Source organism: Diaphorobacter ruginosibacter (assembly GCF_040396215.1).
Lineage (GTDB): Bacteria > Pseudomonadota > Gammaproteobacteria > Burkholderiales > Burkholderiaceae_C > Diaphorobacter_A > Diaphorobacter_A ruginosibacter_A.
The window spans coordinates 1-14,509 of sequence record NZ_JBEBOW010000022.1 but is presented as its reverse complement, the minus strand read 5'-3'; the positions used below and the strand labels follow the sequence as shown (position 1 = coordinate 14,509).

The 14,509-nt window shown below is 65.1% G+C and carries 13 protein-coding genes; 6 read left to right on the top strand and 7 right to left on the bottom strand.

All coding sequences use genetic code 11. From position 1 onward, the window contains the following. Nucleotides 1–20 precede the first annotated feature (20 nt). Entirely contained in the window at nt 21–1,478 is a 1,458-nt protein-coding gene (gene argH / locus ABWP92_RS04790; RefSeq protein WP_353234218.1) for an argininosuccinate lyase, read from the bottom strand. 49 nt (nt 1,479–1,527) lie between these two features. On the opposite strand from argH, the gene ABWP92_RS04785 reads away from it, so the two are divergent. Beyond that, a complete protein-coding gene (locus tag ABWP92_RS04785; protein ID WP_353234217.1) occupies nt 1,528–2,619 on the top strand; it encodes a sensor histidine kinase in 1,092 nt (363 codons plus the stop codon). A gap of 15 nt (nt 2,620–2,634) precedes the next feature. Then, entirely contained in the window at nt 2,635–3,378 is a 744-nt protein-coding gene (locus ABWP92_RS04780; protein WP_353234216.1) for a LytR/AlgR family response regulator transcription factor, read from the top strand. A 27-nt stretch (nt 3,379–3,405) separates the two neighbouring features. Here the strand turns inward: ABWP92_RS04780 and ABWP92_RS04775 are convergent, their stop codons facing one another. The 5 genes from ABWP92_RS04775 to ABWP92_RS04755 all read right to left on the bottom strand — a co-directional run bounded on the left by ABWP92_RS04775 (nt 3,406) and on the right by ABWP92_RS04755 (nt 7,892). Continuing rightward, nucleotides 3,406–4,239: a ZIP family metal transporter gene (locus tag ABWP92_RS04775; RefSeq protein ID WP_353234215.1), complete on the bottom strand. Its 834-nt coding sequence runs from the start codon at nt 4,237–4,239 to the stop codon at nt 3,406–3,408. A gap of 246 nt (nt 4,240–4,485) precedes the next feature. Next, entirely contained in the window at nt 4,486–5,382 is an 897-nt protein-coding gene (locus ABWP92_RS04770) for a dienelactone hydrolase family protein (RefSeq protein WP_353234214.1), read from the bottom strand. A gap of 107 nt (nt 5,383–5,489) precedes the next feature. Beyond that, the gene (locus ABWP92_RS04765) at nt 5,490–6,017 is read right to left on the bottom strand and encodes a carboxymuconolactone decarboxylase family protein (protein WP_353234213.1); all 528 of its coding nucleotides are present in this window, start codon (nt 6,015–6,017) and stop codon (nt 5,490–5,492) included. 58 nt (nt 6,018–6,075) lie between these two features. Beyond that, the gene (locus ABWP92_RS04760; protein WP_353234212.1) at nt 6,076–7,050 is read right to left on the bottom strand and encodes a Bug family tripartite tricarboxylate transporter substrate binding protein; all 975 of its coding nucleotides are present in this window, start codon (nt 7,048–7,050) and stop codon (nt 6,076–6,078) included. A 47-nt stretch (nt 7,051–7,097) separates the two neighbouring features. After that, the gene (locus tag ABWP92_RS04755) at nt 7,098–7,892 is read right to left on the bottom strand and encodes an SDR family NAD(P)-dependent oxidoreductase (protein WP_353234211.1); all 795 of its coding nucleotides are present in this window, start codon (nt 7,890–7,892) and stop codon (nt 7,098–7,100) included. A 95-nt stretch (nt 7,893–7,987) separates the two neighbouring features. On the opposite strand from ABWP92_RS04755, the gene ABWP92_RS04750 reads away from it, so the two are divergent. Continuing rightward, nucleotides 7,988–8,923: a LysR family transcriptional regulator gene (locus ABWP92_RS04750; protein WP_353234210.1), complete on the top strand. Its 936-nt coding sequence runs from the start codon at nt 7,988–7,990 to the stop codon at nt 8,921–8,923. A 12-nt stretch (nt 8,924–8,935) separates the two neighbouring features. Here the strand turns inward: ABWP92_RS04750 and polA are convergent, their stop codons facing one another. Then, complete coding sequence (polA, locus tag ABWP92_RS04745; RefSeq protein ID WP_353234209.1) at nt 8,936–11,737, bottom strand: DNA polymerase I; 2,802 nt, start codon at nt 11,735–11,737, stop codon at nt 8,936–8,938. A 135-nt stretch (nt 11,738–11,872) separates the two neighbouring features. Between polA and ABWP92_RS04740 the strand changes: the two genes are divergently transcribed. The 3 genes from ABWP92_RS04740 to ABWP92_RS04730 all read left to right on the top strand — a co-directional run bounded on the left by ABWP92_RS04740 (nt 11,873) and on the right by ABWP92_RS04730 (nt 14,309). After that, the gene (locus ABWP92_RS04740) at nt 11,873–12,253 is read left to right on the top strand and encodes a hypothetical protein (protein WP_353234208.1); all 381 of its coding nucleotides are present in this window, start codon (nt 11,873–11,875) and stop codon (nt 12,251–12,253) included. A gap of 166 nt (nt 12,254–12,419) precedes the next feature. Further along, the gene (locus ABWP92_RS04735) at nt 12,420–13,370 is read left to right on the top strand and encodes a homoserine kinase (protein ID WP_353234207.1); all 951 of its coding nucleotides are present in this window, start codon (nt 12,420–12,422) and stop codon (nt 13,368–13,370) included. A gap of 123 nt (nt 13,371–13,493) precedes the next feature. Further along, nucleotides 13,494–14,309: a BPSS1780 family membrane protein gene (locus ABWP92_RS04730; protein ID WP_353234206.1), complete on the top strand. Its 816-nt coding sequence runs from the start codon at nt 13,494–13,496 to the stop codon at nt 14,307–14,309. Nucleotides 14,310–14,509: the final 200 nt, after the last annotated feature.

Sequence of the window (14,509 nt, the reverse complement as noted above, 5' to 3'; positions counted from 1 at the left end):
GGCATGGCGGATATCCAGGCTCAAGCCAGGCGCGCGCGGTGGCGGGCGATCTGTCCGCGCACCTGCGCCGGAGCCGTGCCGCCCAGCGTGTTGCGCGCATTCAGCGACCCTTCCAGGCTCAGCGCCTCGAAGACGTCCTCAGCGATATTCGGGTTGAACGCCTGCAGCTCGTCCAGCGGCAGTTCGGCAAGATCCACGCCCTTTTGCTGAGCCAGCTTCACGGCGTGCGCGACGGTTTCGTGCGCGTCGCGGAAGGGCAGGCCCTTCTTCACCAGGTAGTCGGCCAGATCGGTGGCGGTGGCGTAGCCCTTCAATGCGGCGGCGCGCATGTTGCCGGCGTTCACCGTGATGCCGCCCTCCTTCTTGCCGGTGGCGGCATTGACCTGGCCGCCGATCATCTCGGCGAAGATGCGCAGCGTGTCCTTGAGCGTGTCCACGGTGTCGAACAGCGGCTCCTTGTCTTCCTGGTTGTCCTTGTTGTAGGCCAGCGGCTGGCCCTTCATCAAGGTGATCAGCCCCATCAGGTGGCCGACCACGCGGCCCGTCTTGCCGCGAGCGAGTTCCGGCACGTCCGGGTTCTTCTTCTGCGGCATGATCGACGAGCCCGTGGTGAAACGGTCTGCGATGCGGATGAAGCCGAAATTCTGGCTCATCCAGATGATCAGCTCCTCGGACAGGCGGCTGACGTGCACCATGCACAGGCTGGCCGCCGCCGTGAATTCGATGGCGAAGTCGCGGTCGCTCACGCCATCCAGGCTGTTCTGGCTCACGCCCTCCATGCCCAGCGTCCTGGCAACGCGCTCGCGGTCCAGCGGATAGGTGGTTCCTGCCAGCGCCGCGGAGCCCAGCGGCAGCACGTTCACGCGCTTGCGCACGTCCAGCATGCGCTGCGCATCGCGGCTGAACATCTCCACGTAGGCCAGCAAATGATGCGCAAAGCTCACCGGCTGCGCCACCTGCAGGTGGGTGAAGCCCGGGAGGATCACCTCCACGTTGTTTTCCGCCACCTCCACCAGCGAAAGCTGCAGCTCCTTGAGCAGGCCCTCGATCAGGTCGATCTCGCCGCGCAGCCACAGGCGCACGTCGGTGGCCACCTGGTCGTTGCGGCTGCGCCCGGTGTGCAGGCGCTTGCCGGCATCGCCGACCAGTTGCGTCAGGCGGGCCTCGATGTTCAGGTGAACGTCCTCCAGGTCGAGCTTCCATTCGAATTCACCCGACTCGATTTCCCTGGCGATCTGCGCCATGCCCTTCTGGATGGCCGCGCAGTCGTCCTGCCCGATGATGCCCTGTGCCGCCAGCATCTCCGCGTGCGCGAGGGAACCCTGGATGTCCGCCTGCCACATGCGCTTGTCGAAAAACACGCTCGATGTATAGCGCTTGACCAGGTCGCTCATGGGTTCGGAGAACAGGGCCGACCAGGCTTGCGCCTTCGTGGCGAGCTGGTCCTTGGAGGGTTGCGATGTGGGAGTTGTGGACATGAGGGCAATAATCCTGTTGTTCCGACACCCGAGAAAGCCGGATGCCGCAATGCGAGAGACCGAAATTTTATCGACCCTGCCAGCCTTCAGCCCGAAAACTCCCGAACGCCCCTTCCATGAGGAGCGGATGCTGGTGTTCGACGCCTGCCATATCGGCGTGGTGCTGCGCGCCGTGCTGTTCGTGGAAGTGGTGCTGGCCGCCGGCGTCATGTACCACTCCGGCTCGCCCGCCGACTGGCTTTCGCGCCTGTCGCTGGTCACCGGCGGCGCCCTGCCCGCCACGCTGGGCTGGCTGCTGTGCGCCTGCGGCTTCAAGCGGCATCTGCAGCGGCTGCCCACGGCCGCGCAATATCTGTGCGGAACGCTGCTGGGCGTCCTCGCCGGCATCGCGGCCTGCGCGCTTCTGGCATGGGTGACGATGGACGACGCCGCGCCACCCTTGCTCGCCAGCGGCGTGACCGGCGGCCTGCTGGCCCTCGGACTGGTGGCGGCGCTGCAGATGCGCGCGCGCGGCAGCACGCCGGCGGCCACCACAGCGCGCCTGACCGAGCTGCAGTCACGCATCCGCCCGCACTTCCTGTTCAATACGCTCAACAGCGCGGTGGCGCTGGTGCGCGAGGAGCCCGCCAAGGCCGAAGCCATCCTGGAAGACCTGAGCGACCTGTTCCGCCACGCGCTGATGGAGCAAGGCGCATCTTCGACGCTGCAGGAGGAAATACTGCTTGCCCGGCGCTATCTCGACATCGAGCAGGTGCGCTTTGGCGAGCGCATGCGCGTGCAGTGGCAGATCGACGCGCGGGCCAGCGAGGCCAGGCTGCCGCCGCTGCTGCTGCAGCCGCTGGTGGAGAACGCCGTCAAGCACGGCATCGAGCCGAGCGCGCATGGCGGCAAGCTGCGCATCAGCACCGAGCTGCGCCACCGCCGCGTGGTCTTGCAGATCACCAACACCGTGCCTGAAAATACACGCGACGGCGCGCATCCCACGCGCGGCCACGGAATCGCGCTGGCCAACGTGCGCGACCGCCTGCGGCTGCTGCACGACGTGGATTGCGACTTCAGCGCGGGCATGCAAAACGGGCTGTATCGGGTGCGGATCGCACTGCCCGCGATGCCGCCGTCCCAGCCAAGAACAAGCCATTGAGGGAATTTCCGCCGGATGCAGATACTGATCGTCGATGATGAAGCCCTGGCCCGCAGCCGCCTGCGGACGCTGCTGGCCGATTGCGAAGCCGGATATATCGTGCGCGAGGCGCCCAATGCCGCCCAGGCCCTGGCGCTGCTGCACGAGCGCCCGGGCGCCGATATCGATCTGGTGCTGCTGGACATCCACATGCCGGGCCAGGACGGGCTCTCGCTCGCGCAGGCCATCCGCCAGCTCGCGCACCCGCCGGCAGTCGTGTTCGTGACCGCTCATACCGACCATGCCGTCAGCGCCTTCGAGCTGGATGCCGCGGACTACCTGACCAAGCCCGTGCGCCTGGCGCGGCTGCAGCAGGCCATCGCCAAGGCGCAGCGCATTCCGCGCACACCGGCGCAGCCGCCCGCGCCGCCCGACAACGAACCCGCGCTGGTGATCCAGGAGCGCGGGCGCACCGTGCGCATACCGATGGCGGAAGTCCTCTACCTCAAGGCCGAGCAGAAATACGTGACCGTGCGGACTTTCTCGCGCAGCTATATCCTTGACGGCTCGCTGCTGGAGCTGGAGGCACGCTATGCCGAGCACTTCATGCGCGTGCACCGCAGCACGCTGGTGGCCCGCCGGGCGCTGCGCGCCCTGGAAAAGCATTACGACGCACAGGAGGGCGAAGGCTGGGCCGTCCGCCTGCACGGCCTGGTGGAGCTGCTTCCGGTCTCGCGCCGCCAGGTGGCGTGCGTGCGCGAAGAGCTGTCCACTCAGTGAGCGCGCACTCCTCCCCTTCAGCCTGGGTCAATGCACGTGGGCAAGCTGGCTGACCAGCGTCACCAGCACGATCCCGGCCACCAGCCACCCCACCTGGGCGGCCGTCTGCGCCGCGGACAGGCGCTTTTGCAATTGCGGGATCAGGTCGGCCAAGGCCACGTAGATGAAGCTCGACGAGGCGATCACCAGCAGATAGGCCAGCCCGCCATGCAGATGATTGAGCAGGAAATAACCCGCCATGCCGCCCAGCGCCGTCAGCGCGCCCGCCAGCGACACCTTGATGAGCGCCGCCCGTCGATCCACGCTCCCCTGGCTCATCACCACCAGATCGCCGATATGGTGCGGCACCTCGTGAGCGAGCACTGACACCGCGGCCACGATGCCCAGGCGCACGTCGGCGAGAAAGGCGGACGCGATGAGCACGCCGTCTCCAAAGCAGTGAACGCTGTCGCCGGTGAGAATGGACCAGCCGCCGCCCTTCCTGCCATGCGCATGATCGTGGGAATGCCCGGGTGCCGGGCCATGATCGTGGTGCGCGTGATCCGGCGCGTCCGCATGCCGGTGGGCGTCGTTGTGTTCATGGCCGTGGTGCCACAGCTCCGCCTTGTCCAGCAGGAAGAAGAACACCAGCCCCACCAGCAGGATCGCGAATAGTTCGTGCGCGTGAACGTCGCCCTCGAATGCCTCCGGGAGCAAATGCATGAAGGCCGTTGCCAGCAGGGCGCCTGCGGCAAGGCTCAGCAAGTGCTGCGTGCCGACGCGGTTGCCGCTCCCCAGGCCGAACTTCATGAGCAGTGCGGCGATCCAGACACTGCCGATTCCCGCAGCCAGCGTGGCACAGATGATTGCTACTAATAACATCGCATTTCAGGCAGGCCTTCAGGCCCGCGCAATTGGTTGGTCACAACAAAAAAGGCCCCCACGCTCCCCCGCTGCGCGCGTGGTCCGCTGCCCCCCCGAGGGGGCGCTTTTTGTCTTGGGGCGGCCCTACGACAAAAAAAGAAAGCCCCGTAGGGCTTTGCGTCTTCTTCCTGCCGGCTGCGAAGAATTGGCTGAGCAAGAGACTGTCGGGGGGATTGTCTCTCTTTTGACGAATCCCCGCTCGAATCAGCTCACTCCATGCGCCTTGAACCAGGCCAGCATGCGCTTCCAGCCATCCTCGGCCGCCTCCTTGCGGTAGCTGGGACGATAGTCGGCGTGAAAGGCATGCGGCGCGTCGGGATAGGTCACGAACTCGGATTGCTTCGCCGCGGCGGAGCCCTTCTCAAGGGCTTCTTTCATCTTATCAATCGTGTCAAGAGGGATGCCCGCATCTTTTTCGCCATACAGCCCCAGCACCGGAGCCCGGAGAGCGGACGCCACATCCACCGGGTGCCTGGGCGTCAGCTCCGAGGGCGTTCCAACCAGCCGGCCATACCAGGCCACGCCTGCCTTGACCGGCCCATGCGCGGCATACAGCCAGGTGATGCGCCCACCCCAGCAAAAGCCGGTGATGCCCAGGCGGGAGACATCGCCGCCATTGGCGCCGGCCCACTTCACGGCGGCATCCAGATCGGCCATGACCTGCGCGTCGGGCACCTTGGCGATCACCTCGCTCATCAGCTTGGACATCTCTCCATACGACATCGGATCGCCCTGCCGCGCAAACAGATCCGGCGCAATCGCCATATAGCCTTGCCGGGCCAGCCGGCGGCAGATGTCGGCGATGTAGTCGTGCACGCCAAAAATCTCGGAGATCACCAGGATCACCGGCAGGCTCTTCCCGCCCTCGGGCGCCGCGCGGTAGGCATTGACCTGAAAGCCGTTCACGTCGAAATGCACCTCGCCCACGCTCAGCCCGTCCGCCGGGGTCTTGATGGCGGTCTGCGCGCAGACCGGCAGCACGGAGGCCGCGTAGCCCACGCCCAGCGCCACTTTCAGCGCCGTGCGGCGCGAAGCGCCGGCCTCGGAGCTGCCGCCCGGCAGCAGCGAATCGAAATCCCGTTGGAAATCCTCGCGCGTCATCTCGTTCTCCTGCGGCCCAACGGCCATTGCCTGCAAATGGGAAACAGCGCGCAGTCTAACGCGTGCAATCTCCGGATGACTACAGGGTTTTGGCGCGCCCACGGGCGTCAGCGCGCGTCATGCGAATGAATCTGCAGCGCCTCCAGAAAGCGCGAGACCATGTTGTATGCCGCCACGGTCGCCGTGAGCTCGACCATCTGCTGCGCTCCAAAATGCGAGGACACCGCAGCGAACACGTCGTCCGGCACCTGCACGTCGCGCGTCATCGCATCCGCGTATGCCAGCACCGAACGCTCGAGCCCGCTGAACAGCGTCTCGTGCGCGCGCCAGTCCGGGAGCGCATCCAGCTGCGCCTGCGACATCCCTTCCTTCAGCGCAATCGGCGCATGCTGCTCGGCCTCGTAAGGCGCGTGATTGAGCTGCGCCACGCGCATGATGACCATCTCCCGGATCGCCCCATCCAGCGTGGATTTCTGGCGGATCGCGGTCAGATAGCCAAGCCAGCCCTCCGCCACGCTGGGACTGTTCAACAGCATCTGGTAGAGATGCAGAATGCTGCCGCGCTCCGCGACGATCCGCTCGGCCAATGCCCTGGTCGCGGGGAGTTGGGTGTCCGCATAGGGAATGCGTGCCATGAAAGAATTTCCTGTTCAAAAAGGGGAAAGGCCGCGCCGGTGAGACAGGGCGGGCGATTCAACCACCCGTCACGATCTTGCGCCGCACCAAGTCATCCATCACTTCGGCGTCCTTCCTGACGCGTTGGGCGAATTGCTCGGGCGTGCCGTTGACGATGTCGTACGCATTTTCGCCAAAGCGTTTTTCCACTTGTGGATCGTGCATCACCTCATGCACCGCCTTCAGCACTTTCTGGCGTACGTCGGCGGGCAGGCCTGGCGGCGCGACCAGGCCGATCCAGGTCGGAAATTCAAAACCGGCGATCAGCTCGTTCATCGCGGGAACTTCCGGCAGCAAGGCCGATCGCCTGGGCGAACTCACCGCCAGTGCCCGCACCTTGCCTGCCTTGATCTGCGGGAGCATGACCGAGAGCCCGGCGAATGCATAGTCGATATGGCCGCCCAGCAGGTCGGTAAGCAGCGGCCCCGCCCCCTTGTACGGCACGTGCTCCGTCCTGAGATCCTTGGCAATCGAGAGTTGCGCGCTGTTCACGTGCCCCGCTGATGCGGTTCCCGCCGAGCCATATGAACTGCTGGGGTGCGTCTTCAGGTAGGCCACCAGCTCATCGAAATTCTTCACCGGGAGATCCATGCGCGTCACCAGCACCTGGGGCGTGGTGACGAGCAGGCTCAGGTAATCGAAATCCTTGAACGTATCAAAAGGAAGGTTCTTGACCGTCAGGTGATTCACCGCCTGGGAATCGAGCGCCAGCATCAATGTATAGCCATCCGGTCTGGAGCGATGCAGATCGCCCGCGCCGAGCGACCCGCTGGCACCCGGCTTGCTGTCGATGATGATCGGCTGCCCCAGCTTTTCTCCCAGCGTGTTGCTGATGATGCGCGCCGTCTGGTCCACCGCGCCGCCTGGCGCGAAGGGAACGATCAGGCGAATGGGCTGGCTCGGATAATCCTGCGCATGGGCCGCTGGTGCCCATGCTTGCAGCCAGGCCGCGGCGGCTGCGGCCAACATCGAACGGCGTCCGGATTTCAGCATCTTCCTGTCTCCTGTTCTGTGAAAGTCATCTTCATCAAAGGGCGAGTTCACCGAGTCGCGGCAACCAGCCCGCCGTCCACGACGATTTCCGTTCCCGTGACGTAACGGCTCTCGTCGGACACGAGAAAGAGCACTGCATTTGCCGTGTCCCAGCCCGTTCCCATATGCTTCATCGGCACCTGATTGTTGCGATGCTCGATGAATCCCTGCGTGTCGCCCTTGGCGTATTTCGCGGCCAACCCTTCGATCAGCGGCGTGTGCATCAGCCCCGGCACCACGCAATTCATGCGAATCCCCTCCGGCGCATGGATGACCGCGGATGTGTGCGTGAAATGCAGCAGGCCCGCCTTGGCCGCGGCATAGGCCACCTGAGGCTTGCCGATATAGCGCAGGCCCGCGACGGATGCCACGTTCACGATGGCGCCTCCGCCTTGCGTACGCATGTGCGGAATGACGTATTTGCAACCCAGGAACGCGCTTTTCAGGTTGACCTGCATCTGGGCATCCCAAACGGCCTCATCCATGTCCACCGGGCCGCCCGGCTGGGAAACGCCGACGTTGTTGACCAGGATGTCGATGCATCCAAACCGCTGGAGGCAGGCGTCCACCACCTGCTCGACCTGGATGGACTGCGTTGCATCGCATTGCATGACCTGCGACTCCCCGCCTTCCTGCGTGATCAACCGACGCGTCTCCTCGGCGCTTGCCGCCACCACATCCGTTCCGAACACTTTCGCGCCGCGTCGCGCCAGCAGCACGGCTGTCGCCCGGCCATTGCCCCAACCATCCGCCACCGCGCCGCAACCCATGACCAGCGCGACTTTTCCATTGAGATCCAGCACCTTGTCGTCTCCATCGATGTCTTTGCAGCGCCATCGTAGGAGGATGTCATTTATTTTTGAAATTCTTTCTATCTATCTATTTATAGAATCAAGGCATGAATATTTCACCCCGTCAGCTACGCATGTTTCTGGCACTCAGCGAATCACTGAACTTCAGCAAGGCTGCCGAACAGTTGTTCATGACGCAGCCATCGCTGAGCAAGGCGATCCGTGATCTGGAAGATGCCCTGGGCCTTGCTCTATTCGAGCGCACGACCCGCAGCGTTCTCCTCACGCCCAGCGGCGCGCGCCTCGCGCGCATGGCGCGAAGCGTGATCGGAGAGTTCGACGCGGGCGTGAAGCGCATGCGCACATCGGCCGAGCAGGAGGCTCGGCAGCTATACATCGCATCGCTGCCATCGCTCGCGAATGTCATACTTCCCTCGGTTTGCAGCGCGCTCGAGCAACGCTTTTCACAGCCGGGCATCACCATCCATGACTGCACCAACAACGCCAGCATCCAGCGCCTGCTGAACTATGAGGTCGACTTCGCGCTCGCATCGGTGGCGCCGTCGCACCCCGACCTGCAATACGAGGAAATCCTGCGTGACCGCTTCGTCGTACTGTCATGCGGGGCTTGGCGCAGGCGTGTCGCGGACGTAGTCAGGCTCGATGAATTGCAGGCGCTGCCGGTCATCAGCATGACGGACGCCAGCACCGCGATGCGCTACATCAGCGCCGCGTTTCTCCAGCGCGGGGTGGAGTTCCGTCCCAAGATGCAACTGGACCAGGTCGGCTCCATCGCCGGATTCATCAAGGAGGGATTCGGCGTGGCCGTGCTGCCTTATCTTGGCATGATGCCGATGGTGAGCCTCAAGGGCATGAAGATTTCATCGATCGCCGACGGCCCCTTGCGGTCCGTCGGCGTCGTCATGCGCCGCCAGGGCGCTCCAAGCGCCATCGCGCAAGCCGCCATGCAGGAAGTGCGCCGCGTAGCCCAGGCATTGATGGACCGGCATCCGCACTGGCTCCTGCCCTCGGCCCCGCGATGACCGTCGGCGTCCTCAGTGCGCCTTCTCCCAATTCGGGCCGAAGCCCACTTCCGCCACCAGCGGCACCTTGAGCCTGGCGATGTCGGCCATGATGCGCGGCACCCGCTCGCGGAGCCATGCTTCCTCGCCTTCGGGCAGCTCGAACACCAGTTCGTCGTGGACCTGCATGATCATCAGGATGCCGGGCTTGCTCTCGTCGAGTTCCTTCTGCACGGCGATCATCGCCATCTTGATCAGGTCCGCCGCCGTTCCCTGCATGGGCGCGTTGATCGCGGCGCGCTCGGCGGCGCTGCGGCGCGGGCCGTTCGGCGAATTGATCTCGGGGAGATACAGGCGGCGGCCGAAGACCGTCTCGACGTAGCCCTGGGACTTGGCCTGCAGCCTGGTTTCATCCATGTACTGCTTCACGCCGGGATAGCGCTGGAAATACCTGTCGATGTAGGCCGCCGCGGCCTTGGTTTCTATGCCCAGGTTTTTGGCCAGGCCGAAGCTGCTCATGCCGTAGATGAGGCCGAAGTTGATGACCTTGGCGTAGCGGCGCTGCTCGCTGCTGACCTGATCGACCGGCACGCCAAACACTTCGGAGGCGGTCGCCCTGTGAACGTCCAGGCCGTCGTGAAAGGCGCGCAGCAGCGACTCATCGCCGCTGATGTGCGCCATGATGCGCAATTCGATCTGGCTGTAGTCGGCGCTTGCGATCACGCGGCCCTTCGGCGCGATGAAGGCCTCACGCACGCGGCGCCCCTCGGCCGTGCGCACGGGGATGTTCTGCAGATTGGGATCGTTGCTCGACAGGCGCCCCGTCACCGCGACAGCCTGTGCATAGTGCGTGTGCACGCGCCCGTTGCGCGGATCGGCCAGCAGCGCGAGCTTGTCGGTGTAGGTTCCCTTGAGCTTGCTGAGGCTGCGATGCTCCAGCAGCTTGGCCGGCAGCGGATAGTCCTGCGCGAGCTTTTCCAGCACCTCTTCATCGGTGGAGCGCGCGCCCGTGGCGGTCTTCTTGACCACCGGCATGCCGAGCTTGTCGAAGAAGATTTCACCGAGCTGCTTGGGGCTGGAGAGATTGAAGGGCTGGCCCGCGATCTCGTATGCCTCATTTTCCAGCTGCACGATGCGCTGGCCCAGGTCGTTGCTCTGCCGCGCCAGTTCGGCCGCATCGATCAGCACGCCGTTGCGCTCCACGCGGAACAGCACTTCGCTGGTCGCCATCTCCAGCTCGTAGATGCCGCGCAGCTTCTCGTTCGCCTCGAGCTGCGGCCAGAGCACGCGATGCACGTCGAGCGTCTGGTCGGAATCCTCACACGAATACGCCGCGGCCTTTTCCACCGGCACCTGCGAGAACGGAATCTGCTTGGCGCCCTTGCCGCACAGGTCTTCGTAGGTGATGCCGGTGCGCCCGGTATGGCGGTCGGCCAGGCTGGACAGGCCGTGCGGCTTGTTCACTTCCAGCACATAGCTCTGGAGCATGGTGTCGTGCGCATAGCCGCGCACGTTCACGCCATGGTTGGCGAACACGTGACGGTCATACTTGACGTGCTGGCCGAGCTTTTTGCGGCTCTCGTCCTCGAGCCAGGGCCTGAGTTTTTCAAGCACCAGCTCAAGCGGCAGCTGCGCCGGCGCATCCGGGCCGTCATGCGCGACGGGCACGTAGGCCGCGCTGCCCACTTCGACGCTGAAGCTGATGCCGACGATGCGCGCCTGCTGCTCGTCGAGCGACGTGGTTTCGGTGTCGATGGCGGTCAGCGGCGCGGCATCGATCTTCTCGATCCAGCGATCGAGTTCCGCTTGCGTCAGCAGCGTTTCATAGACCACGTCGCGGTTCTGCGCCTGCACGGCGATCTCGGTGGTGATGGCGTCTTCCGCTCCAAACAGATCATCCTGCCCGCCAACTGGCGCGGCTGCGGGCGCAGCCGAAGCGGCCGCCTCCGGCGCGATGGCACGCGCCAGCCCCTTGAATCCGTATTTCTCATAGAACGGCAGCAGCGCCTGGGCATCGGGAGAGCCCAGCGTGATCGCGTCAAGCGAAGGCAGGCCCGCCACGTACTCGCCCAGCTCGCAATCGGTCTTCATGGTCACGAGCTGGCGGCTGAGCGCGAGCTGCCCGCTGGCGATCGCATCGCGCAGGTTCTGGCCCGCGACGCCCTTGATGGCGCCCGCACCCTCGATCAGACTGTCAAGCGAGCCATGTTCCAGCAGCCACTTGGATGCGGTTTTCGGCCCCACCTTGGCGACGCCCGGAACGTTGTCCACCGCATCGCCCACCAGCGCCTGGAAGTCGATCATCAACTCCGGCGGCACGCCGAACTCCGCGGTCACGCCGGCCACGTCACGCTTCTTGCCGTTCATGGTGTCGATGATGGTGATGCGCTCGCTCACCAGTTGCGACAGATCCTTGTCGCCGCTGGAGACCACCACGTCGATACCCTGCCCCGCCGCGATGCGCGCCAGCGTGGCGATCACATCATCCGCCTCCACCCCGGGCACTGCCAACACCTTCCAGCCCAGCATCTTCACCACCTCGTGGATCGGCTCGATCTGCGAGCGCAGGTCATCGGGCATGGGCGCGCGCTGCGCCTTGTATTCGGTATAGATGCCGTCGCGGAAAGTCGGGCCGCTCGCATCGAACACGCAAGCGGCATAGTCGGCCGCCACATCCTTGCGCAGCGCCTGCATCATGTTGATCATGCCGCGAATCGCGCCGGTGGCCGCGCTCGTGGGGTCGCCTGGCACGGCGCGCAGGTCAGGCATGGCGTGAAAGGCGCGGTAGAGGTAGCTGGAGCCGTCCACCAGCACCAATGTCTTGGAATTGCTCATGCCGACATTGTGCCGCGCCCCGCGCATTCGCCGAGCCGCCCCGCAACGCGCGCGAAGACTCCCGACGAAAAAACTCCCGCGCGGCCCGGCAACAAAAAAAGAACCGCCTGCGGGCCACCGCTCTACAATTGAGCCATGCGCGCCGCAACTCTCCCCCTCTCCGCTCTGCTGCTGACCGCCGTGGTCTGCGGCTCTGCCCTTGCCCAGAACCCTGCGCAGGCTCCCGCCCAGCCCACGCCCCAACAGGCGCAGCAGCCCTCGGGCGAGGAGCAGCAAGGCGAAGGCCGGCTCAACCAGCGCATTGAACGCCTGACCGTGGAAGATGGCGGCAGCCGCATCGACGAGTTGCGCGTGGGCGGCCAGACCCAGAGCATCACCGTCAAGCCCAAGTCCGCCGGCGGAGGCATTCCTGCATATCAGGTGATTCCGAACAACGGCGTGCGCGACGGCGGCCCCAGCCGCGCCGGAGCGGAAACCATGACCGCGCCGCGCGTCTGGACGCTGGGGAATTTCTAGCGCGCCAGCGGGTTGCATTGCGCCCGCGCCGCCGGGCGCCGCACCGGCCGGCTCGCTGGATGCTGCAATGCGACAATCCAGCCCATCGAACGCCGGGATGCCGTAACGCCTGCGGGCAGGCTCCCTGCATCTGTTTCATTCTTTCACTGATCTTTTTAGCTGACCCATGGCCGTCTTCACCGAAGTCTCCAACAAAGAGGCGCGCGAATTGCTGCGCCGTTTGCAGCTGGGCAAGTTGACGGAGCTGCGCGGCATCGAGGGCGGCATCGAGAACACGAACTACTTTCTCACCTCCGACGAGGGGGAATTCGTGCTGACGCTGTTCGAGCGCCTGAGCGCCGAGCAACTGCCGTTTTACCTGCACCTGATGAAGCATCTGGCGCATGGCGGCATTCCCGTGCCCGATCCCGCCGCGGACAAGAACGGCGACATCCTCCACACCGTGGCGGGCAAGCCCGCAGCCGTGGTCAACAGGCTGCGCGGCAAGAGCCAGCTTGCGCCGCAGGCCGTGCATTGCGCGGCCGTGGGAGAAATGCTCGCTCGCATGCACCTGGCGGGCCGCGACTACGACCGCCAGCAGCCCAATCTGCGCGGCCTCGACTGGTGGAACCAGACGGCTCCGGTGGTGCTGCCGTATCTCGAAGAAAGCCAGAAGGCCCTTCTGGAGTCCGAGCTGGCCTGGCAGAACCACGTCGCCGCTTCGTCCGAATATGCGGCGCTGCCGCGCGGCCCGGTGCACGCGGACCTGTTCCGCGACAACGTGATGTTCGAGGGCGAGGAGCTCACCGGCTTCTTCGACTTCTACTTCGCCGGAGTCGATACCTGGCTGTTCGACCTGTCCGTCTGCCTGAACGACTGGTGCATCGACCTGGACAGCGGCGCGCATGATGCCGCCCGCGCCGACGCCATGCTGCAGGCCTATCAGTCGGTGCGCCCGCTGACCGCCGCCGAGCGCACGTTGCTGCCATCCATGTTGCGCGCGGGCGCGCTGCGTTTCTGGATTTCCCGCCTCTGGGATTTTCACCTCCCGCGCGAGGCTTCGATGCTCAAGCCGCACGACCCGACTCACTTCGAACGCGTGTTGCGCGAACGCATCGCGCATCCCGTTCATCCATGAAGCCGGCCCGGCCATGCCCGCAATCGCCTAAGCTTGCGGTGTCTGGGTTACAGTTGCCGATGCTCAAGCCCTTCGCACCGGCAGGCAAGGCGACCGCCGGCGCGCTCACATCTTCTTTTTCCCATGAAACTGCACATAGTTCCGGCACGCACTGGCGTTGATTGGGTACGCCAGGGCATCCAGGTTTTCTGGCGCCAGCCCTTGGCGCTCACCCTGCTGTTCTTCACGACCACGGCGGCGATGTCGCTGGTGTCGGTCATCCCTCTGGTCGGCCCCATCGTGGCGCTGGCGATGCTGCCCGCCGCCACGCTGATCATGATGGAGGCGGCCGCGGAGACCAGCCTGGGCCGCGTGCCGAGCCCGGCGCTGATCCTCAACGCCTTGCGCGCCGGCCGCCAGCGTCTTGCCGCGCTCGCCGCGCTGGGTGGAATCTACGCCGTATTGTTCCTGCTGATCATCGCCGTCGCTTCCCTGGTGGATGGCGGGCAGTTCGCAAGCGCTTACCTGGGCAATGCCCCCATCACGCAGGACATGGCCCAGAGCACCGGCTTCATCGGCGCCACCTGGGTGGTCATGGCGCTGTATGTTCCGCTGTCGATGCTGTTCTGGCATGCGCCCGGCCTCGTGCACTGGCACCACGTCCCGCCGGTCAAGGCGCTGTTCTTCAGCATCGTCGCCTGTCTCAAGAATATTGGCGCTTTCAGCCTGTACGGCATCGTCTGGTTCGGCGTGTTCCTGGGTGCGGGGCTGGTGATCAGCCTGCTCATTTCCCTGCTGGCGATGGCCGGACTGGGCAGCGCCGTCGTCGCCGCACTGATGATCGCCACCGCGCTGGTGCTCGCCAGCATGTTCTTCACGTCGATCGTTTTCACCTTCCGCGACAATTTCGAGCCGCCGCAGCGTCCGCCCGAGCACCATCCCGAGGTGCTTGAATCGTAAGCCGCACCCGGGCCATCACGCGCCCCACGCTTCCCCGCTGCGCGTGGTTCGCTGCCCCCCGAGGGGGCGCTTTTTGTCTTGGGGCGGCCCGGCAATAAAAAAGGGCCCCCACGCTTCCCCGCTGCGCGTGGTTCGCTGCCCCCCGAGGGGGCGCTTTTTGTCTTGGGGCGGCCCGGCAACAAAAAAACGCCGGAGCCCTC

Excerpts from the sequence above, each read along its gene's own strand:
- argH (WP_353234218.1), bottom strand. The coding sequence starts at position 1,478 with ATGTCCACAACTCCCACATCGCAACCCTCCAAGGACCAGCTCGCCACG.
- ABWP92_RS04785 (WP_353234217.1), top strand. The coding sequence starts at position 1,528 with ATGCGAGAGACCGAAATTTTATCGACCCTGCCAGCCTTCAGCCCGAAA.
- ABWP92_RS04780 (WP_353234216.1), top strand. The coding sequence starts at position 2,635 with ATGCAGATACTGATCGTCGATGATGAAGCCCTGGCCCGCAGCCGCCTG.
- ABWP92_RS04775 (WP_353234215.1), bottom strand. The coding sequence starts at position 4,239 with ATGTTATTAGTAGCAATCATCTGTGCCACGCTGGCTGCGGGAATCGGC.
- ABWP92_RS04770 (WP_353234214.1), bottom strand. The coding sequence starts at position 5,382 with ATGACGCGCGAGGATTTCCAACGGGATTTCGATTCGCTGCTGCCGGGC.
- ABWP92_RS04765 (WP_353234213.1), bottom strand. The coding sequence starts at position 6,017 with ATGGCACGCATTCCCTATGCGGACACCCAACTCCCCGCGACCAGGGCA.
- ABWP92_RS04760 (WP_353234212.1), bottom strand. The coding sequence starts at position 7,050 with ATGCTGAAATCCGGACGCCGTTCGATGTTGGCCGCAGCCGCCGCGGCC.
- ABWP92_RS04750 (WP_353234210.1), top strand. The coding sequence starts at position 7,988 with ATGAATATTTCACCCCGTCAGCTACGCATGTTTCTGGCACTCAGCGAA.
- polA (WP_353234209.1), bottom strand. The coding sequence starts at position 11,737 with ATGAGCAATTCCAAGACATTGGTGCTGGTGGACGGCTCCAGCTACCTC.
- ABWP92_RS04740 (WP_353234208.1), top strand. The coding sequence starts at position 11,873 with ATGCGCGCCGCAACTCTCCCCCTCTCCGCTCTGCTGCTGACCGCCGTG.
- ABWP92_RS04735 (WP_353234207.1), top strand. The coding sequence starts at position 12,420 with ATGGCCGTCTTCACCGAAGTCTCCAACAAAGAGGCGCGCGAATTGCTG.
- ABWP92_RS04730 (WP_353234206.1), top strand. The coding sequence starts at position 13,494 with ATGAAACTGCACATAGTTCCGGCACGCACTGGCGTTGATTGGGTACGC.